This is a genomic window from Solwaraspora sp. WMMB762 (genome assembly GCF_049179115.1).
GTDB lineage: Bacteria > Actinomycetota > Actinomycetes > Mycobacteriales > Micromonosporaceae > Micromonospora_E.
This window is the reverse complement of record NZ_JBMHMD010000001.1, coordinates 1,341,349-1,360,540: the sequence shown is the minus strand read 5'-3', so window position 1 is coordinate 1,360,540 and position 19,192 is coordinate 1,341,349. Positions and strand designations below refer to the sequence as shown.

Below are 19,192 nucleotides of genomic sequence, written 5' to 3'. Positions count from 1 at the left end.
CGTCAGCATTTCTGTACGACGAAACAACCCCACCGGAAGTACCCCACGGTCAGGCAGGCGAACGTGGTGGCCGGCGCCACGTTGGTCGATGCGGCATAGTCGCTGAGATTGATCAGCACGTCGCACGAGAAAACGTGCCCCAGGCGCCGTAGATTGTCCAGGTAGAACGCTTGGCGGCCGGTTCCGAGCTCGCGCATCAGGTTGCGCTGGATCAGCATGTTGTAGTTTCCGCAGAAGACCTTCTCGATCTGGTCTCTCGGAAGCTCTGGCGGGATGGCCCGCCACAGCCTACCGAGGTTCTTGACCGAGTTGTCCACGAACTCGAGCACACCGAACGTCCTGGTGAGATGGGACAGGTCGCTGCTGGTCGCCAGGTGCCTGAGTTCGTAGGTGCCCCCGGTCTGCGACAGGATGAACGACAAGGCTCCGTCGCTCAGAATCGACTCCGCCGAGTCCATGAACCGGTCGCGGTCGCGCGCGCACTTGTCGCCCACGATGACCAGGACCTCCGAGTAGTCGTTTGCCCGCAGTAGACTGGACCCCAGTTCCAGGGCCGCCGACAGGTTGGAACACTTCGCGAGACTCACTCCGTACAACTTGGCGTCGACGAGACCGTAGTCACCGAGAATCTGCGCCACCTCGGGATAGTCCAGTCCTACCGCATGAATCGAGTTGACCGTCGTGGCCAGCAGTACGGCACCAATGTCGGCAGGGTCGACGCCGCCGGTCCGCAGGGTGTCTCCGACCGAACGGTGGCAGAGGTCGGGCAGGCTGAGTGGACTTTTCCGGAAGTAGTGCAGGCCGAGCTTGGTGAAGACCTCGACCTGCTCGGGGTCGCCTTCCTCGATGTCGGCGAGAGGGACGGCGTCTCCCACCGTGTAGGCGATACCCCGGAGGTAGAGCGGCTGACCGGTCATGCTCAGCTCCCTCAGCGTCGGACGAAGGAAGGCCAAAGTGCCATGCTCGGACAGTACCCGCCGATCAATGTCCGCAACTATCGAGATGCTCAGACCTTTGGCTCCGTCGGCCGGCCCGTCCTGCCCCGCCGCGGGGTCAGCCCCCTGGCGGCAGTCAGGGCTAGGGAGAGCTCGGGTGTCGGTTCTAGACTCTCCACCATGCAGAGACTGCGCCTCGACATGGACCGTGTCCAGGCGGCCAGCCGGGCGATCGACCCCGTGTTCCTCGGCACCCCGCACTACCGCTGCGAGGCGCTGGGGTCGGAACTCGGGTGCACGGTCAGTCTCAAGGTCGAGTCGGTGAACCCGGTCCGCAGTTTCAAGGGCCGGGGTACCGAGATCATCGCCAACGGCCTTGCCGACAGCGGCGAGCACGCTGTGGTGTGCGCCAGTGCGGGAAACCTCGGTCAGGCGCTGGCCTGGTCCGGCCGTAGTCGTGGGCTCGACGTCACCGTCGTGGCGTCCCGCTACGCGCCCGTGGTCAAGCTCGAGCGCATCCGTGCCCTGGGAGCCCGTCTGGAGTTGGTCGACGGTGACTACGACACCGCCTGTGCGCGGGCGGCGGCGATCGCCCGGTCCCGGGGTATCCGGCAGATCGAAGACGGTGTGGACGTCGAGACCTGTGACGGTGCGGCGACCATCGGCATCGAACTGGCCTCCGACCCACAGCCCCTCGACGCCGTCGTGGTCGCCCTCGGCACCGGAGCCCTTGCCAGCGGCGTCGGCTTCGCGGTGAAGGCCATGGCACCCGAGGTGGAGGTGATCTGTGTCCAGCCGCTGGGAGCACCAGCGATGACGCGCTCATGGCACGCACGGTGCGTCGTCACCACCAACTCGGTCGACACCATCGCTGACGGTGTCGCGGGTCGCATCCCCAACCCGGACGCCCTGCAGGACCTGCTCGTGGTCGTCGATGACGCCGTCCTCGTCCGGGAGGCGTCGATCGTCGCCGGGATGCGGCTGCTCCTGGATCATGCGGGCCTCGTCGTCGAACCGTCGGCCGCGCTCGGTATCGCGGCGATCCTTGAGGACCGCGACCGTTTCGCGGGCAGGCGGGTGGCCACCATCGTCTGCGGCGGTAACGTCGACATGGACGTCTACCATCGCTGGATCGGCACGGTGTCCGGCGACGCTGACCCGGTACCGGCCGGCGAGCACGGCCCGCACCTGGGATAGCGGCCGGCGACCGGCTCTCCCGGAGAAACCGCCGGGCGGTCATCCCGTTGCGGCTGCCCGGACCGACGAGGTGCCCGGTGTCCCGTCAGATGCGGTTGTCTGCGCCTGCCCGGCGCCGGTGCTGCGCAGCCTCTGCGAGCGGCGGCCGGACGCTCGGCGGACGGTCCTGCGGCGCCGTGTCACCGTCGAGCCGGTTCTCCCGCCGCAGGCTGCGGGTCACCAGTGCGGTGAGGACACCGGCGAGCAGACCCCAGAACGCCGACCCGATTCCCAGCAGCGTCACCCCGGACGCGGTCGCCAGGAAGGTGATCACGGCAGACTCCCGCCACTGCTCGTCGGCGAGCGCCGAGGTGAGGGAGGTGATGACGGTGGCGAGCAGCCCGAGACCCGCGATCCCGGCGATGAGGGACACCGGTAGGGCAGTGAGTAGGGAGCCGACCGTGCCGCCGAACACGCCGAGGCACAGGTAGAACACTCCGGCCCAGACGGCGGCCAGGTAGCGGCGGTCGGGGTCCTGGTGCGCTGAGCTACCGGTGCAGATCGCCGCAGTGATGGCCGCGAGGTTGAGTCCGAAGCAGCCGAACGGTGCCAGCACCAGGTTGGCCGCACCCGTCCAGCCGACCAGCGGTGAGACCGGCAGTTGATACCCGTCGTTGCGTAGCACCGCGACTCCCGCAAGGTTCTGCGAGGCCATGGTGACCACGAAGAGCGGTAGCCCGGCACCGATGACGACCTGCCAGGAGAATTCGGGAACGGTGAAGACCGGAGTGGACAGTGCCAGGTCCACGTCACGCAACCGGACCGACCCGGTGAGCGTGGCAGCGACGACGCCAGTGGTCAGTGCCGCCAGTACGGCGTACCGGAGCAGCCACCTGCGGAACAGCAGATAGACCGTGAACATCGGGAACACCACGGCGAAACTGTGGTGCATCTCGCTGAACAGCCCGATACCGAACTGGACGAGAATTCCGGCAAGGAGGCCCGCCGCGAGCGCGACCGGGACACGGTTCATAACACGGGCGAACCACCCGGTGATCCCACTGAGCGTGATCAACGCCGCCGAGACCAGAAAGGCGCCGACCGCCTGGCCCATGCTCGCCCCGAGCAGTCCAGTGGCGAGTACGGCCGCCCCCGGAGTGGACCACGCGGTGACGACGGGTGCCCGGTAGCGTAGGGACAGCCCGATGGACGTCACTCCCATACCGACACCCAGCGCGAGCATCCACGAGGCCAGTTCATCGCTGGACGCGCCAGCGGCCTGCGCGGCGGTGAACACGATCGCCGCGGAACTCGCGGTACCGACGAGTACCGCGACGAGACCGGCGGTGACGGCCGACGGTGGTGCCGCTTGTCGCGTCAGATAAGCCAGCGACTTCATGATTGCGTGACTGTACCCGAACGAGGTGACGTCGATTCTGGCAGGCGGCCCGGGAACGCGGTACCGCCGTTGCGGACGGGGCCGGTGCCGGGTGGCGCGGCCGATGCCACCTCCGGGCTGTCGCGGTGCCACGGTTGGGCGTCGGGTCCGCTGGGCCGATGCCTGCCGGATTCGGTGCCCCGTGCCGGTGGCCTTCTCGATCATCATTATCTGCGAAAACATCCGGGTCGACACCCCGTCCGCCAGCCTGTTTCAAGCTGCCCTCGTGCGGGCCAGCCAGCCATGACAAAAGATCATTAGCCACAGTGGAACTTTTTTGGGGTATCGAGATCCGCTGCGTCCGCCGAGGAGTTGCGCCTTACTCTCTTGAACCCGAGGAATCTTGCCGGTAACATCGGTAACCGACGATGGAGCATGGGACAACGAAGCGGGGCGCCATGCGTAACCAAAGGGTCGTTTCTGTCGGAATCAAGCTGAGCCACGACGGCGGCGTTGCCCTCTTCGAAGACAACCGCCTGGTCCAGTGTCACGAGATGGAAAAGATAGGCAACAACCCGCGTTACTCGGAATTCCGGCTAACGAGGAGTGAGCTGTTCGGCCTGCTCAACGATATCGGCTACGACTGGTCTGAGGTGGACTCCCTCGTCATCGATGGTTGGCACACTACTCCGTTCGAGGTGACCCTGGGCGACGAAAAGGTTCCGTTCGAGGTGGCGGACTACGGTCACCTCTACGACATCCGCGCGAACCCGTTGGCGAGTAAAGGTGCTTTCAGTACCTACTTTGGGCGGGAGTACACGAGCTACCATCACATCGCGGGGCACATTTTCTCATCTTACTGCAGTAGTCCGATGGCTCGGCGGGGTGAGTCGTCGTACGTGCTCTCGTGGGACGGCATGTCGTTTCCGCAGCTGTTCCACTATGACCGGGGTGGCAGACTCGAATGCCTGGGCTACCTGTTTCCCATGAGCGGGTTCATCTACACCTATTTCGCGGTGAATTTTGCGCCGTACCAGGACTATCGGCCGAATGACCTGTCGCTGGCTGGCAAGTACATGGCCTACATCGCGAAAGGGAAGAGGGTCCAGTCGCTCGGCGAGAGCTTCCACACGATCTTCGAGAAGCTGGTGGCGAGGACCGGGCCGGTCACGACCCACGAACAGATGCTGGAGTTCGAGCGGGCGCTGCTGCTCAAGCTGGTCTTCCGGGCCAAAGCCAGTGGGCTCGGCGATGAGGACATCCTCACCACCTTCCACTGCTTCCTCGAGGAGGTGCTGGTCCGCACGCTGGCAGCACGGTTGGACGAACTGGACCGGCGGGGACCCCGGAATCTGTGCTACGCCGGTGGGTGTGCGCTGAACATCAAGTGGAACAGCGCGATCAGGCGCTCGTGCAACCTGGCGGAGCTCTGGATTCCACCGTTCCCCAACGACGCGGGCAGCGCCATCGGCACCGTCTGCAGCGAGCTTGTTGCCAAGCATGGCTACGAGTCAGTCGATTGGGACGTCTACAGCGGGCCAGCTATCCGTGATACCGCATGGGACGCCGCCGACTGGTCGTCGCGCGACTGCTCACTCAAGGAGCTGGCGGGTCTCATCCACGAGTCGCAGCAGCCGGTCATCGTGCTCAACGGCCGGGCCGAGCTCGGGCCGCGGGCATTGGGAAACCGCAGCATCATGGCGGCGCCGACCTCGCCGGAGATGAAGACCACCCTCAACCGGATCAAGCGGCGCGAGTCGTACCGGCCGGTCGCGCCGATCTGCGTGGAGGAGGACGCGGCTCGGTTCTTCGACCCGGGTACGCCCGATCCGTACATGCTCTACGACCACCGGGTGCGTCCGGAAGCGGCAGGGCGGTTGGCCGCGGTCTGCCACCTGGACGGGACGGCCCGCCTGCAGACGGTCAACCAGCGGCAGAACCCGGAGATACACGCGCTGCTCAACCACTACGCGGAGTACAGCGGACTACCGATCCTCTGTAACACCAGCGCGAACGACCTCGGCTCCGGGTTCTTCCCGGATGTCCGCAGCGTCGCCGAGTGGGGTCATGTTGACCACATCTGGAGCAACGGGAGGCTGTACACCCGGACGACGGGTGCGTAGTGACGCTCGGGCGGGAAGAGGAACGGATGTCAGGCACAGCGCACGCCACTTCCGGATTCCGGGGTGGACTTCATGAGATCTTCCGTCAGCAGGCGGCGGAGGCGCCGTCGCGGATCGCGGTCGCTTCTGCCGGGGAAACCCTGACGTATCAGGAGCTCGACAGGCTGTCCGATCGGCTCGCTTTCGGGCTGACCACCCGTGGTGTGCAGCCCGGAGAGGTGGTCGGTCTGTGTCTGCCCCGGGGAATCGACATGGTCGTCGCCATGCTCGGCGTACTCAAGGCGGGGGCGGCCTACCTGCCCGTCGACCCGGACTACCCGGCACCCCGGATCGACTACATCATCGAGCACAGCCGGGCGCAGTTCGTCGTCGTCGCTGCCGAGCTGGTCGGCCTGTTCGACCGGCCTGGTGTCAACCTCGTGGCCTACGAGCGCGGCGCGTTGCCGGACGGCGTCGCACCGGACTGGGCACCGGTGGTGGTGTCCCCGGAGGCACCCGCATACGTCATCTACACCTCCGGCACGACCGGCAAACCGCACGGTGTCGTCGTCCAGCACGGGAACGTCGACCGGCTGTTCAGCGGCACGCAGAGCTGGTTCGGGTTCTCCAAGGACGACGTGTGGACGGTGTTCCACTCAATCGCGTTCGACTTCTCCGTGTGGGAGCTCTGGGGCGCGCTGCTGCACGGCGGCAAGGCGGTCGTCGTGCCGTACGTGACGACCCGTACGTCTGAGCGCTTCTACCAGCTGGTCGTTGACCAAGGGGTCACGGTTCTCAGTCAGACGCCGACGGCGTTCCGTGCCTTCGACGCGGTCGACGCCCGCCACCACGCGGACCTTTCGCTGCGCCACGTCGTCCTGGGCGGTGAACCGGTCGACCGCGATGTCGCGGCGGCGTGGCTGGCGCGGCGCGGTGAGTCCGCCCCGCAGCTGGTGAACATGTACGGGATCACGGAGACGACCGTGCACGTGACGTACCGACCACTGTCACTCGAACTACTCGACGGTTCGGAGCACTCGCCGATCGGTGTGCCGATTCCAGATCTGGCCATCCAGCTGCTGGACGACGCCGGGCAGCCGGTCGCGCACGGCGCGGTCGGGGAGATTCACGTGCGCGGGCCGGGCGTCGCCCTGGGGTACCTGCACGAAGCGGAGCTGACCGCCGCGCGATTCACCGGATCGGGCGCGGACCGGGTCTACCGCACGGGCGACCTCGGTGTCACCTATGACGGCGTCGAGTACTTCTTCGTCGGGCGCGCGGACACCCAGATCAAGTTGCACGGGTACCGGATCGATCCCCGGGAGATCGAGGCCGTCGCGGACGCGTTCCCCGGTCTGTCCAACTCGGTGGTGTCGAAGGTGCCGGGCTCCGGTGACGACGCGCATCTCATGCTGTTCGCCCTGTACGATCCCGAGACCGGGCCGGCGCAGCGTGCGGCCGCCGCCGATCTGGTGCTGGCGAATATCCGTGCGACGCTTCCCGCATACATGTGCCCGGCCCGGTGTGTCCTGCTCGACGAGTATCCGAGGAATCACAACGGCAAGATAGACCACGACTCGCTGCAGGCGACGTACCACGCGCCGGACCCGTCACCGCCACTGGAGGCGGTCGTGGGTCACGCAGAAAAGGTCAAGGCTATCTGGGAGCAGGTGCTAGGAAAGCCCGTCGCCGCGTCGGACGAGGACTTCTTCGAGGCCGGCGGCACGTCGCTCGACCTCATCCGCATCATGCAGGAGACCAAGAAGCAGCTCGCGGTGGAGGTTGACCTGGGTGCCTTCGCCGACGGTCTGTCGCTGGACGTCTACGTCGACCACGTCGGCGAACAGTTCGCGTCGAGGAAGCGGGCGACCGCAGAACGCGGGCCTAGCTAGCCCCAGATCCGGGAGTGGATGTCATGAGCAAGTTCAGCCTCACGCCCACCGAGCTCGCAGACTTCCAGCGCAACGGCTACGCCGGGCCGTTCACGCTCTATGAACCTGACGAGATGGCTGACCGCTGGCGGAAGGAGCGGCTGAAGCTGCTCGACCGGACAAACGCCGTCTACCAGGACACCGAGGCGATCTCGCAGGGGACCAACATCTCCAATTACGACCGCCATCTCGACAACAGCTTCCTTGCCGAACACATCGCCCGGCCCGAGATCGTCCACCGGGTGGCGAGCATTCTCGGCAAGGACGTCATCTGCTGGCGGTCCGAGTTCTTCCCGAAGTACCCGGGCGACGAGGGCACCGACTGGCACCAGGCGGACACGTTCGCGAACGCCGGGGGAGAGCCGCAGATCGTCTGGGAGGAGGACCGGGAGTACGGCGGCACGATCACGGTCTGGACGGCCTTCACCGAGGCGAGTATCGAGACCGCCTGCCTACAGTTCATCCCGGGTACCCACCGGCAGATGTTCTACGACGAGACCCTGGGGATGCACTACGACCCTGAGGCGAACCGCAACAAGACCAAGAACGGCGTGGCCCGGGGATTCTTCGGCTACGACTACCGCCAACTACAGATCGACCCGGACTGGTCCCCGGACGAGAGCAAGGCGGTTTCGATGCAGATGAAGGCGGGGCAGTTCATCGTCTTCTGGTCGACGCTGATGCACGCCTCCCACGGTCACGCGGGCCGGACGCAGGAGATGCGCCTTGGCTTCGCCAGCCGCTACGTCCCCGCTTCGGTACGCGTCTATCCGGGTCTGACCGAGATCCACGAGTACGGCGGGCGCATCTCGCTGGACGACTTCGGGTGCGTGCTGGTGTCGGGTGAGGACAGGTACGGGCGGAACCGGCTGCGAACCCACACGACGACCGGCGTCCCGTTCGGCAAGAGCTGACCGTGACCGGGTTCGAGGAGTGGGCGGCGGCCGCTGTCGAGGTGTTCGGCGAGGTCAAGCCACTGGCAGACCGGCTGCCGCAGGACCACTTCGAGATGGCCGTGGCGGATCACGAGCGTCTCGGCACCGCCGCCGGACGGCTACTCGACAGCGTCGCCCGCGAGGTCGGTCTGCGGCAGACGGTCCACGTGCGCGCCGCGCCGCAGCCGGCGGGCAGCTCGTTCGGGTTGGCGGTGGAGCGCCGGATCAGCAGCCTGCTGGCCGACGCCGGACCGCTCGACGACTGGGTCCGCGACGCCGGGGAGGCGCCGATCGTACGCGCCGCCGCCAATGCCCGTGATCGGGCGCCCCGGCTGGTGCGGGTCGAAACCCGCGACGGACTGACGCTCGACGCGTTCACGGCGGGCGACCGGGCGCGTCCCGCGGTGGTGCTGGTCCCACCCTGTGGCATGCCGGTCGAGCTGTCGCTGCGGTGGCTGCGCGCACTCGGCGAGGAGCACTTCGTCGTGACCTGGCAGACCCGCGGTCTGTTCTCCGCGCACGGTCCCGAGGCCGGTATGGCGAGCGGCGTGGCCGACCAGGCCGACGACCTGCTGGCGGTCATGGACGCGCTCGACCTGCCGGCCTGTCACGTGATGGGGCTCTGCGGCGGCGCGGTGATCGTGGTCGAGGCCGCCCACCGACATCCCGGTCGCCTCGGATCGATCAGCCTGTGGCACGGGGACTACGACTTCGGGGCCGGCTCGACGAAGACCGATCACCAGCGGGACGTCCAGGCGTTGATGGAGATGGGCGCGGACACCCTGGCGAAGGCGGCCGCCTACCAGAAACTCATGCACCGCCCTGCCGCCCTGGCGAAGATCCCCGAGCGGCTCGCGCCGCTGGTGCTCTACCCCTACGCGTCGCCGGTGCTGTTCCACCACTACTGCAGGTTGAACCTCGCGATCATGTCTTTCGACATCACTGATCTGCTCGGCCGGATCCCACACCCGACGTTGGTGGTGACGAGTCGGACCGACACGACCGCGCACCCGGAAGGTTCGCATCGCGTGGCGCGTGAGCTCGCCCGCGCCCGGCTGGTCGAGGAGCCCAGCGGCGACCACCTCTCCGTCTTCGACACCTCGTCCCGACTCGTCCAACTGGCCGCCGACTTCGTCGCGGCCCAGTACCTGAGCACACCTGGACGGCGATGACCGACATGGCTGCACTCGAAGTCGAGACGATCGATCACGACCTGGGCGGGCTCGTCGAGGAAGGCGTTCTCGTCCGGCACCGGACGGGTGACCGGCGGGTCGCCGCGGTCTTCGTCGTGCCGGGCGAGGCCGCCCCGGTGGTCCGGCGAGCGACGCTCCTTCGCGAGGAGGCAGGCGTCGACGGCGAGCTCGCCCTGTACGAGCCCGACGACGACCTGATGATCTTCCACCGCAACCGGCGGGAGGCCGACTTCATCTTTCGTGAGGTGTTCCGGGACAACGAGTACCTGCGCAACGGGGTGACACTGCCCGACCATCCGACCGTGGTCGACGTCGGAGCGAACATCGGCGGGGCCTCCGTCTTGTTCGGACTTGTCGGCCAGGGGGCCCGGATCTTCGCGGTCGAACCCGTACCTCAGCTGTGTCGGGCCGTCGAGCTGAACGCCAGGCTGCACGACATCGATGTCGTCATCGTCGCCGGCGCAGTCGGCGACGCGCGCGGTCAGACGGTGATCACGTACTACCCGAAGAACACAGCGATGTCCGGGCTCCTCGCGGACCAGACGGACCGCGAGGTTCTCAAAACCTATCTCGCGGGCCACGACGGCGCCTCCGCCGCCGGGCTCGACGCGATGGTCGCCGAGCTGCTCGTCGGCGAGCCGGTCGAGTGCGGCGTGCAGACACTGGGACAGGCGCTCGAGGGCCATTCCGTCGACCGTATCGATCTGCTGAAGATCGACGTCGAGAAAGCGGAGTGGCAGGTCCTGCACGGTATCGACGATGGGCTGTGGCAACGGATCGATCAGGTGGTCATGGAGGTCCACGACATCGACGGACGGGTCGCGGCCTGCGTCAGGTTGTTGGAGGACAAGGGCTTCAGCGTGCTGATCGACCGCAACCCGGATCTGCTGAGCACCGACATGTACGGCGTCTACGCCCGTCGGGGACCGGTGGCGCCGGACCCCGCCGCCCCGAACTGGCGGCGGCCGCTGTCGACGCGTCGGGCGTTGGCCTCGGCCATCCGCGAACGCATCCCGCAACTCGCCGACATCGCCGTCGAACGGTTCCGGTTCGTGGCGGCCCTGCCGAGGGACACCCGCGGCGAGATCGATGCGGCCGCGCTCGGCGCCATGATCGCGTCGGAAGGCGCCGCGGAGCCGGGTGTGATGTCCGCGATCGAGGAAAGGCTTGCCGCCATCTGGTGCCGGCTGCTGAAGGTCGAGTCCGTCCGGACCTCGGACGACTTCTTCGACCTCGGCGGCACCTCACTCAAGTCGGTACGGATGGTACTTGAGGTGGACGAGGCCTTCGGCGAGAACGTGCTGCCGCCGGACCAGCTTTTCGCGGGTAGCCGCTTCGACGAGGTGGCGGCGGTCATCCGCAGGAACCTGGGATGAAGCGGCAGCTCTTCGCGGCTCTGGAAAAGCTCGCGGACAACCACCACAACCAGGTGGTCTACCGCGACGGCGGCAGGGTCAGCAGGACGTGGGCCGAGCTGGCACAGGACATCGACCGGGCGGTCGGCCGGCTGGCGTCGCTGCGGCCGCACGGGCGCGGGCGCGAGTTCCAGGTGGGGTTGGTCGGGCCGACGTCGTACCAGTGGATGGTGCTCGATCTGGCCTGCATCAAGGCGGGCTTCCGGTCGGTCGCGGTGCCGGAGTTCCTTACCGCCCGGGAGATCGGTGCCCTGCTGCGGGAGGCCGAGGCCGACGTCGTGCTCGCCGACCGGGCGGTGGCGGACCGGCTCACCGAGGTCGACGCACCGGTGTGGTTCTTCGGTACCGGCGGTGCCACTCCGGTCGGAAGCGGCTTCGAGGAGCTCGCCGGCGTCGAGTGGACCTGCACCGCCGACGGGATGCTGGACCACTACTCGATCGGCTACTCGTCGGGGACGTCGGGCAAGGCCAAACGCATCGATTTGATGTTCCCGGCAGAGGAGCCGTCGATCGGCTGGAGACGCGCCCTCGACCTGGCGCTGCAGTACTACCGGTACCGGACCAGCTTCTGGAGCCGCAAAGGGAACAGGCTGTTTGTCTTCATGCCCTTCTCGCACCTGCAGCAGCGGGCCTTCGTACGGCTGGCGCTGATGCGCCGGATCGACATCGTGCTCTCCGATCCTCGGCGCTGCGTGCAGGACCTGATCGTCGAGAAGCCGAACATCATGGTGAGCGTCCCCATGATATACGAGGCCCTGGCGGCGCGGATCGAACAGAAACTGCGGCAGATGAGTAAGCGGCAGCGGGCCGTCTTCGACGTCTACCTCCGCCTTCGGATCAACCGGCTGCCCAACCGCAGCTGGGTGAAACGACTGTTCGGCCGCTACCTGTTCGGCAAGGTGCGCAAGATCTACGGCGGCCGGGCCGACTACTTCGTGACGGGCAGTGCCCCGATCGACCGGCGGACGCTCACGACGTTCTACCGCGTGGGTGTGCGGATCTACGAGGGGTACGGGCAGAGCGAGCTGCCCAGGATCATCTCCATGAGTTCCGAGAAGGACTTCCGCATCGGCAGCGTCGGCCGGCCACGGGTTCCCGTCAAGATCGCCGCAGACGGCGAGATCCGGGTCAAGATCGACCGGAGCGAGCTTGCCGACCCCTCGGTCGTCACCTTCGACCAGGAGGGGTACATCTGCACGGGCGACATCGGCTACCTGGACGCGGACGGCTTCCTGTTCCTGCGCGGACGCAAGGACGACGTCATCGTCCTCGACAACGGCAAGAAGGTGTTCCCCGCCAGCGTCGAGACCGTCTTCCACGAGCTGAAGGTGGACGAGTCCATCTGCGTCACCTCCTTCGACGGCAAGCGGATCGCCGCCGTCGCGTACTGGCCCGTCGAGCGGGGCGGATCGGCGGCGCTGAGGAGCTACCTCGCCGAGGTCAACCCGAGGCTGGCCGAACACGAGAGAGTGACGCTCTTCGCGCACAGCACGGTGCCGTTCACCGTGGAGAACGGCATGTTGACGGGCACCAGAAAACTGCGGCGTCAGCGGATCAAAGCGGTGTTCGGCGATGCGAAGCTGGAGCGGGTCGGTGACTGAGGGCGGCTCGCCGCACAGCGAGCACAACTTCGCGGCCGTGCTGCGGCACCGGGCAGCCGGGTCACCGGCGGAACCGGCGTACACGTTCCTGCGGCAGGGCCTCGACGAGGCGCACACCGTCAACTACCGGCAGCTGTACGACGCTGTGTGCTCCCTGGCGGTCCACCTTGATGGGCTCCCACGGCCGGCACGGGCACTGCTGGTCTACCCCCACGGGCTGGAGTTCATCCGCGCGTTCTGGGCGTGTCTCGTCGCCGGGATCGTGCCCGTTCCGTGCTACCCGCCGAGGAACAGCCGCTCGGTGGACCGCCTCCTCGTCATCGCCCGGGACGCGCAGGCTTCCGTCGTCCTGACCGACCGGGCGGCACTCGGCCGAGCCGGCGACAGGTTCACGGAGACCGCGCCCTGCCTCGTCACCGATGAGATCACGGTCGATGAAATCACGGCCGGCGGGACAGCGGGCGGCTGGACGGGTGCCGTCGAACCCGTGGCCGTGTGCCCGGCAGACCCGGCGTTCCTGCAGTACACGTCCGGGTCGACCGGCGCGCCCAAGGGTGTCGTCGTCTCGCACCGGAACCTGTACCGCAACCAGGAGCTCATCCGGGCGGCGTTCGGCCAGGACAGCGAATCGACGGTCGTGTCCTGGCTGCCCTTCTACCACGACATGGGGCTCATCGGGAACGTCCTGCACGCGGTGTACGTCGGCGCGCACGCGGTGTTCCTCTCGCCGCTCGAGTTCCTGCGCAGGCCCGTGACGTGGCTGGAGGCGATCAGCCGCTACCGCGCGACGGGAAGTGGCGGACCCAACTTCGGCTACCAGCACTGCGCCGACCGGATCAGCGACGACGACGTTGCGGGGCTCGACCTGAGCCGCTGGCGGGTGGCCTACTGCGGGGCCGAGCTGGTCCGGGCGCAGACGCTGTCGTCGTTCGCGGACCGGTTCGCGGCGACCGGATTCCGGTCCGATGCCTTCCGGCCCTGCTACGGCATGGCCGAGGCCACGTTGCTGGTGGCCGCTGCGGAAGGGCTCACCACGCGCACGCCGGAGCCGTCCGGGAGCGAGGCGGACGACAGCGGGCCCGCGTCGCCCGGCGACCCGGTCGTGTCGTGCGGCGTCCCCAGTGGTTTCCGCTGCCTCGTCGTCGACGGCAACGGTGCCGAGTGCCCCGATGGCCGAGTGGGAGAGGTGTGGCTGAGCGGGTCGAGCGTCGCGGGCGGCTACTGGAACAACCCCGGGGCGTCCGAGGCGCTGCATGCCTTCACCCGCTCGGGTGAGGGCCCGTTCTACCGCACGGGCGACCTTGGCTTCCTGCGCGACGGCGAGCTGCATGTGACGGGCCGGATCAAGGAACTGATCATCATCCGTGGCCGCAATCACTACCCCTACGACCTCGAATGGGCGATCGCCGAGGGCGCACCGGGTGTCATCCGGGACGGCTGCGTGGTGTTCTCCGTAGACCGGGAGCACGGCGAAGATCTGGTTGTCCAGTGCGAGTACGACCGTACGGGCGGACTTGCCCACGCCGAAGTCATCCGGTCGGTCCGGACCGTGCTGTTGGAGGAGTTCGGCATCCCGGCGTCGGAGGTGTTCCTCTTCGCCCCTCGCCACCTGCCTCGTACCAGCAGCGGCAAGCTCCAACGGGCGCTGTGCAGGTCGACATACCTCGCGGGGCAGACCGGCGGCATCGCCCATTGGAAGGCGGAGTCCAGCGGGCCGATCGGCGCAGCCGGCGAGGGACGGACCCCGGCTGCGGCGGCCTCCGACACGGAGCGGCAGATCATGCGGGCGGTCGAACATCTCAAGGGGCCGGTCCGGATGGGGCGGGACGACACGTTCTTCAGCGTCGGGTTCGATTCCCTCGGCATGGCCGAGCTCGCCGCCGCGCTGTCCGATGAGGTGGGCCAGCTGATCGGCGTCGAGCTGCTGTTCGACCATCCGACGATCGCCGGGCTCGCCGCGCGGCTGGACGCCCTGTCGCACACCGATCCGCCGCCCGTTGCGCCCGAGGTGCTCACCGGCGACGGTCTCCTGCCGGCCAGCTCGATCCAGGAGTCGATCTGGATCGACCACCAGTCGCGAGCACCGGACAGCCGCTACAACATCGCGATCCGGATCGACTTCGCATCGCAGATCCCACGGGAGCGGATCGAGAAGTCGCTCGCGCTCGAGCTGGGCCGCGCGGAACTGCTGAACTGCCAGTTCGTCTGGCGGAACGGAAACCTGGGCCTGCTCCCGTGCGACGACGAGGAGCACCGACCGGACGTACTCGACGTTTCCCGATCGGGCACCGAGCAGGCGGTGGCCGAGTTGGACGGGTGCGTCGAGGCACTCGTCCGCAAGCCCTTCGACCTCGACGAGCGCCCGTTGTTTCGCACCACACTCGTGCGGCTGCCGGGCGGCACCCACACGCTGATCTTCGTCGCCCACCACATCATTTGCGACGGGTTCTCGCTCAACGCCTTCGCCCAGCGACTGTCGTCGGCGTGCGCCGGCGGGGACGGCACCGGGCGTACCGACGAGGAACGGGACACCTCGTACCGCACGTACGTGCGTCGGCAGCGGGACCTGCTGGCGCGCGACGGCGCGGACGCCGGGGCGTACTGGCGCGGGCAGCTCACGGGTCTCGTACCGCTGCGGCTGCCCCGGGACCGCTGGTCCCCAGCCGACGGCGCCCGGGGCCGCATCGCCACCGAGTGGCTGCACCTGACCGACGAGCAGTCCCGATCCCTGGCCCGGCTGGCCCGGCGGTGTGGCACGACGCCGTTCGCGGTGGCGCTGGCCGGGTTCGCGACGGTCATCGGCAGAGTCACGCGACGCTCGGACATCGCGGTCGGTGTTCCGCTTCTCGATCGCGACTTTCCCGCCATGAAGGACACGTTCGGGCCCTGCGTCAACCCGGTCACGCTGCGCCTGCAGCTCGCCGGCGACCAGTCCGGCGTGCAGCGGGTCGCGGCGGTCGGTGGCAGGCTGTCGGAGGCGCTCGGACTGCGGGCGCTGCCGGTGCGTGCGGTGGCGGGCGAACTCACCAGCGGTCGCAGCGACGGGAGGGTCCCGGTCACCTCGGTATACTTCAACGGCCTCACCTTCGGGCCGGGTGAGCAGATCGCCAAGGGGTTCCTCGGCGACCGGGGCCAGACCGCACGGCTTGACCTCGACGTTTACGCGATCCTTGACAGCGGTGGCGGCGGGTCGCTGCGGTGGGACTACGACTCGGCGCTGTTCGATCCGGAGACGGTACGCCTGTGGATGGCCGGCTTCGAGAATTGTCTCCGCCGTCTCGACCGGGATCCGGACCGGCCACTCGACGCGCAACCGCTCCTGGTTCCGCCCCGCCTCGGGCGGCCGCCACAGGTCGGGTCCGCGGACGTCCCGCAACCGCTGGTCGCCTTGGTGAGGCAGACCATGGAGCGGATCCCGCAGCGGGTGGCGGTGGTGACCCCGAGCGGCGCGACGACGTACGGGCAGTTGCTCGGATGGAGCCGCCGGGTCAGCGGCTACCTGCGGCGTACCTCGGTGGCAGGTCCGGTCGGGCTGTACTTCCGTCACGGGGACACCCCGCTGGCGATTTCCGCGATGGTCGGCGCGTTGGATGCCGGGTGCCGCTACGTCGTTCTGGAGCCCAGGGACCCGGCGCCGCGGCTGCGGCGGATCGTCTCGGACGCCGGGGTCCGGGTGGTGTTGGCCAACGGCGCGGTCGCCTGGGCAGAAGCGGACGACACCGACGAGCCCGGCCGCGTACGCCCGAAGGTGGTGCGGATCGACCAGACCGGTCCGGAAGAGGCCGGCGACGGTCCGGGAGAGGCCGGCGACGGTCCGGACGAACCCCGGGCCGGGTATCTGCTCTACACCTCCGGTACCTCCGGCACCCCCAAAGGTGTGATCCAGGAGGCGGACAACGTCCGGTACTTCGTCGAACAGTACCGGCGACGGCTGTCGATCACCGAGCAGGACTCGCTCAGCCTGGTGTCGTCGCTCGGCTTCGACGCGGCGGTGCTGGATGTCTACACCGCGATGGTCACCGGTGCCCAGTTGCAGGTTCTCGCCTTGCACGACAACGACGCGCACCGCGACCTTTGGCAATGGGTGGTCGACCAGTCGGTCACCGTCCTGCACGCGACCCCTTCCCTGTACCGCAAGCTCATGGCCACCCGACGCGGCTCGGACAGCGGCCGCCTGCGCGCCGTGGTCCTGGGCGGGGAGCCGGTGCTGCCCGCCGACGGGATACGGCACTTCGAGCTGTTCCCCGACGTCGAGCTCTACAACCTCTACGGCCAGGCGGAAAGTACCCTCAACTCGCTTCGGCGCTTCGTGCACGGGAACGTCACGCGCACCGTCACGCTGGGCGTTCCCTGCGACGGCACGTCACTGGCCCTGCGCGTCGCGCACGGGGGCGGTCCGGAGGTGTACGAGGTGGGCGAGATCGTGGTCGGCTCACCGCACGTCGCGAAGGGCTACGTCGGACTGCCGGGCCTGTCCGCAGAAAGGTTCCGCGAGGCCGGATACCACACCGGTGACTCGGGCAGGTTCCTGCCCAGCGGGGAGATCGAACTGGTCGGCCGCGTGGACCGCCAGCTCAAGGTGAACGGCTACCGGGTGGAGCCCGCCGAGATCGAGACAGTGCTGATGGGACACCCCGCGGTCGCTCGGGCGCTGGTGCTCAAGCAGCAGCGGGGCGACGGCGGAGAGTCCCTCGCGGCATACGTCGAGGTTCCAGACGAGCGGCGGCGTGCCGCCCTCGACCCCGAGGAACTGCGCGGCCTGCTGGTCCGGAACCTGCCTGGCTACCTGGTCCCGTCCACCACCATGGTGCTGGCCGCCTTCCCGCTCACGCCCAACAACAAGGTCGACCGGGCCGGGCTGCCGCAACCGGGCGAGCCCGCACCGGCCGGCCCGGCGGTCGCGCGGCCGATGGACGCGCGGGAACGCACCGTGGCCGACTGCATGGCGGGGGTCCTGGGTGTCGCGCCCACCGGCCCAACGTCGTCGTTCTTCGCGCTGGGCGGGAACTCCATCAGCGTCATCGAGCTACTGCACCGGCTGGAACGGACCACCGGACTGGTACTCACCTTCAAGGACGTCTTCGAGGACCCGACCGTCGCCGCCATCGCCGCGCGGCTGGCGGCGGCCCCGGCACCGGCGTGGCCCGCGCTGTCGCGGAGCCCGTCACGCGCCGAGTACCCCCTGACGTCGAGTCAGCTGAGAATCTGGGTGCAGAGCCAGCGCGCGTCCTACAACGTCCTGGCGTCGATCCACGTGGTCGGTGGCCTGCGACCCGACCGGCTCGAGCGCGCCGTCGACGCCGTGGTGGCCCGGCACGAGATCCTGCGTACCCGGTTCGTCGTGCGAGGCGACGAGGTCGTGCAGCGCGTCGACCCCGCGATCTCGACCGAGGTCCTGATCGAGCACCTCGACTCGTCCGCCGACCAGGAGCAGGTGCTGGCCGAGCTGGAGAGGCGGGAGCTGCACCGCGGTTTCGACCTGGCCGGCGGCCCGCTGTTCCAGGTGACGTACGTGACCGGCACGAGTCCGCAGGACGTGCTGATGCTCTCCATGCACCACATCGTCTGCGATGCGGTCTCCATCGCCATCTTCACCGAGGAGGTGCTCAGGGCGTACACGACGCGGCGAGAATCGTTGCCCAAACCCGCCATCCAGTACGGCGACTACGCCCTCTGGTTGCGGGACCTCGGCGACCGCGGCCTTCTCGACCCGGGCCGGGCGTACTGGACGGACAAGTTGAAGGACGGCGTACCCGTGCTCAACCTGCGGACGGACCGGCGCCGCAGGCCGGTGAAGTCGTTCACCGGGTCGGTTTTCCACGGCGCTGTCGACGAGGCGCTGACCGGCCACGCGCGGGAGCTGTGCCGTACCGAGGCCGTCACACTGTTCACCCTGCTGCACTCCGTCCTGGTGCTGACCCTCTACAACCGGACCGGGCAGACCGACCTCTGCCTCGGCACGTTGACCACCGGGCGGGAGTTCTCCCGGCACCTGCGGCCACAGATCGGTTTCCTCGCCAACACTCTGGCACTCAGGACGACGTTTTCGCCCGACACGAGCTTTCGTGAGCTGCTGGCGATCGCCAGACGGGAGTTCCTGGAGTCCCACACGCACCAGCTGTACCCGCTGGAGCAGCTCGCGGACGTGGTCCCACGCCAGGAGCCGGGACACGGATTCCTGTTCGACGTCCTCCTGGTGCTACACGACTGGGGCGATCTGGAGGAGCGGGTGCTCCGGGAGACCGGCGTGGAGATCGCGCTGCGCGACCGCGTCGAATGCGTCGCCAAGTTCGACCTCACCTTCAACCTGGTGTCCCGTCACGGGCGCGTCGAGGCGACGGTCGAGTACGACCCCGAGCTGTACGACGAGGGCTCCGTCGCCCTGCTCTGGCGGCGGTTCGTGGCGCTGCTGTCGGAGGTCGTCGACACTCCTGGGCGCCCACTGCACGAGTACCGCGGGCAGGTCGAGGAAGAGCAACGGGTCGCCGCCGGCCGTGAGATCGAGTTCGACTTCTAGGAGGCGACG

Annotated in this window: 10 protein-coding genes; 8 read left to right on the top strand and 2 right to left on the bottom strand. The window is 68.1% G+C overall.

Going from position 1 to position 19,192, the window contains the following annotated elements; translation table 11 throughout:
- Positions 1-2: 2 nt before the first annotated feature.
- Positions 3-917, bottom strand: coding sequence for a hypothetical protein (locus ACN27J_RS06195; RefSeq protein WP_421364396.1), 915 nt, complete (start codon positions 915-917; stop codon positions 3-5).
- A 42-nt stretch (positions 918-959) separates the two neighbouring features.
- Between ACN27J_RS06195 and ACN27J_RS06190 the strand changes: the two genes are divergently transcribed.
- The gene (locus tag ACN27J_RS06190) at positions 960-2,132 is read left to right on the top strand and encodes a threonine ammonia-lyase (RefSeq protein WP_421364395.1); all 1,173 of its coding nucleotides are present in this window, start codon (positions 960-962) and stop codon (positions 2,130-2,132) included.
- A gap of 85 nt (positions 2,133-2,217) precedes the next feature.
- Here ACN27J_RS06190 and ACN27J_RS06185 read toward each other — a convergent pair whose 3' ends face one another.
- Positions 2,218-3,510, bottom strand: a complete 1,293-nt coding sequence (locus tag ACN27J_RS06185; RefSeq protein ID WP_421364393.1) for a benzoate/H(+) symporter BenE family transporter — start codon at positions 3,508-3,510, stop codon at positions 2,218-2,220.
- Between the two features lie 407 nt (positions 3,511-3,917).
- On the opposite strand from ACN27J_RS06185, the gene ACN27J_RS06180 reads away from it, so the two are divergent.
- Genes ACN27J_RS06180 through ACN27J_RS06150 form a run of 7 tightly spaced genes read left to right on the top strand, consistent with a single transcriptional unit; the run spans position 3,918 to position 19,183 of the window.
- Complete coding sequence (locus ACN27J_RS06180) at positions 3,918-5,612, top strand: carbamoyltransferase N-terminal domain-containing protein (RefSeq protein ID WP_421364392.1); 1,695 nt, start codon at positions 3,918-3,920, stop codon at positions 5,610-5,612.
- 26 nt (positions 5,613-5,638) lie between these two features.
- Positions 5,639-7,483 (top strand): non-ribosomal peptide synthetase, encoded by a 1,845-nt coding sequence (locus ACN27J_RS06175; protein ID WP_421364390.1) that lies wholly within the window; start codon positions 5,639-5,641, stop codon positions 7,481-7,483.
- 23 nt (positions 7,484-7,506) lie between these two features.
- The gene (locus ACN27J_RS06170; RefSeq protein ID WP_282231012.1) at positions 7,507-8,436 is read left to right on the top strand and encodes a chlorinating enzyme; all 930 of its coding nucleotides are present in this window, start codon (positions 7,507-7,509) and stop codon (positions 8,434-8,436) included.
- A gap of 2 nt (positions 8,437-8,438) precedes the next feature.
- Positions 8,439-9,629 carry an alpha/beta fold hydrolase gene (locus tag ACN27J_RS06165; RefSeq protein WP_421364388.1) on the top strand — a complete coding sequence of 397 codons (1,191 nt, stop codon included), beginning with the start codon at positions 8,439-8,441 and terminating at the stop codon, positions 9,627-9,629.
- A gap of 5 nt (positions 9,630-9,634) precedes the next feature.
- Entirely contained in the window at positions 9,635-11,026 is a 1,392-nt protein-coding gene (locus tag ACN27J_RS06160; RefSeq protein ID WP_421364386.1) for an FkbM family methyltransferase, read from the top strand.
- Entirely contained in the window at positions 11,023-12,666 is a 1,644-nt protein-coding gene (locus ACN27J_RS06155) for an AMP-binding protein (protein WP_421364385.1), read from the top strand. Before ACN27J_RS06160 ends, ACN27J_RS06155 begins: the two co-directional genes overlap by 4 nt.
- Positions 12,659-19,183, top strand: a complete 6,525-nt coding sequence (locus ACN27J_RS06150; RefSeq protein WP_421364383.1) for a condensation domain-containing protein — start codon at positions 12,659-12,661, stop codon at positions 19,181-19,183. The genes ACN27J_RS06155 and ACN27J_RS06150 overlap by 8 nt, the downstream gene beginning before the upstream one ends.
- Positions 19,184-19,192: the final 9 nt, after the last annotated feature.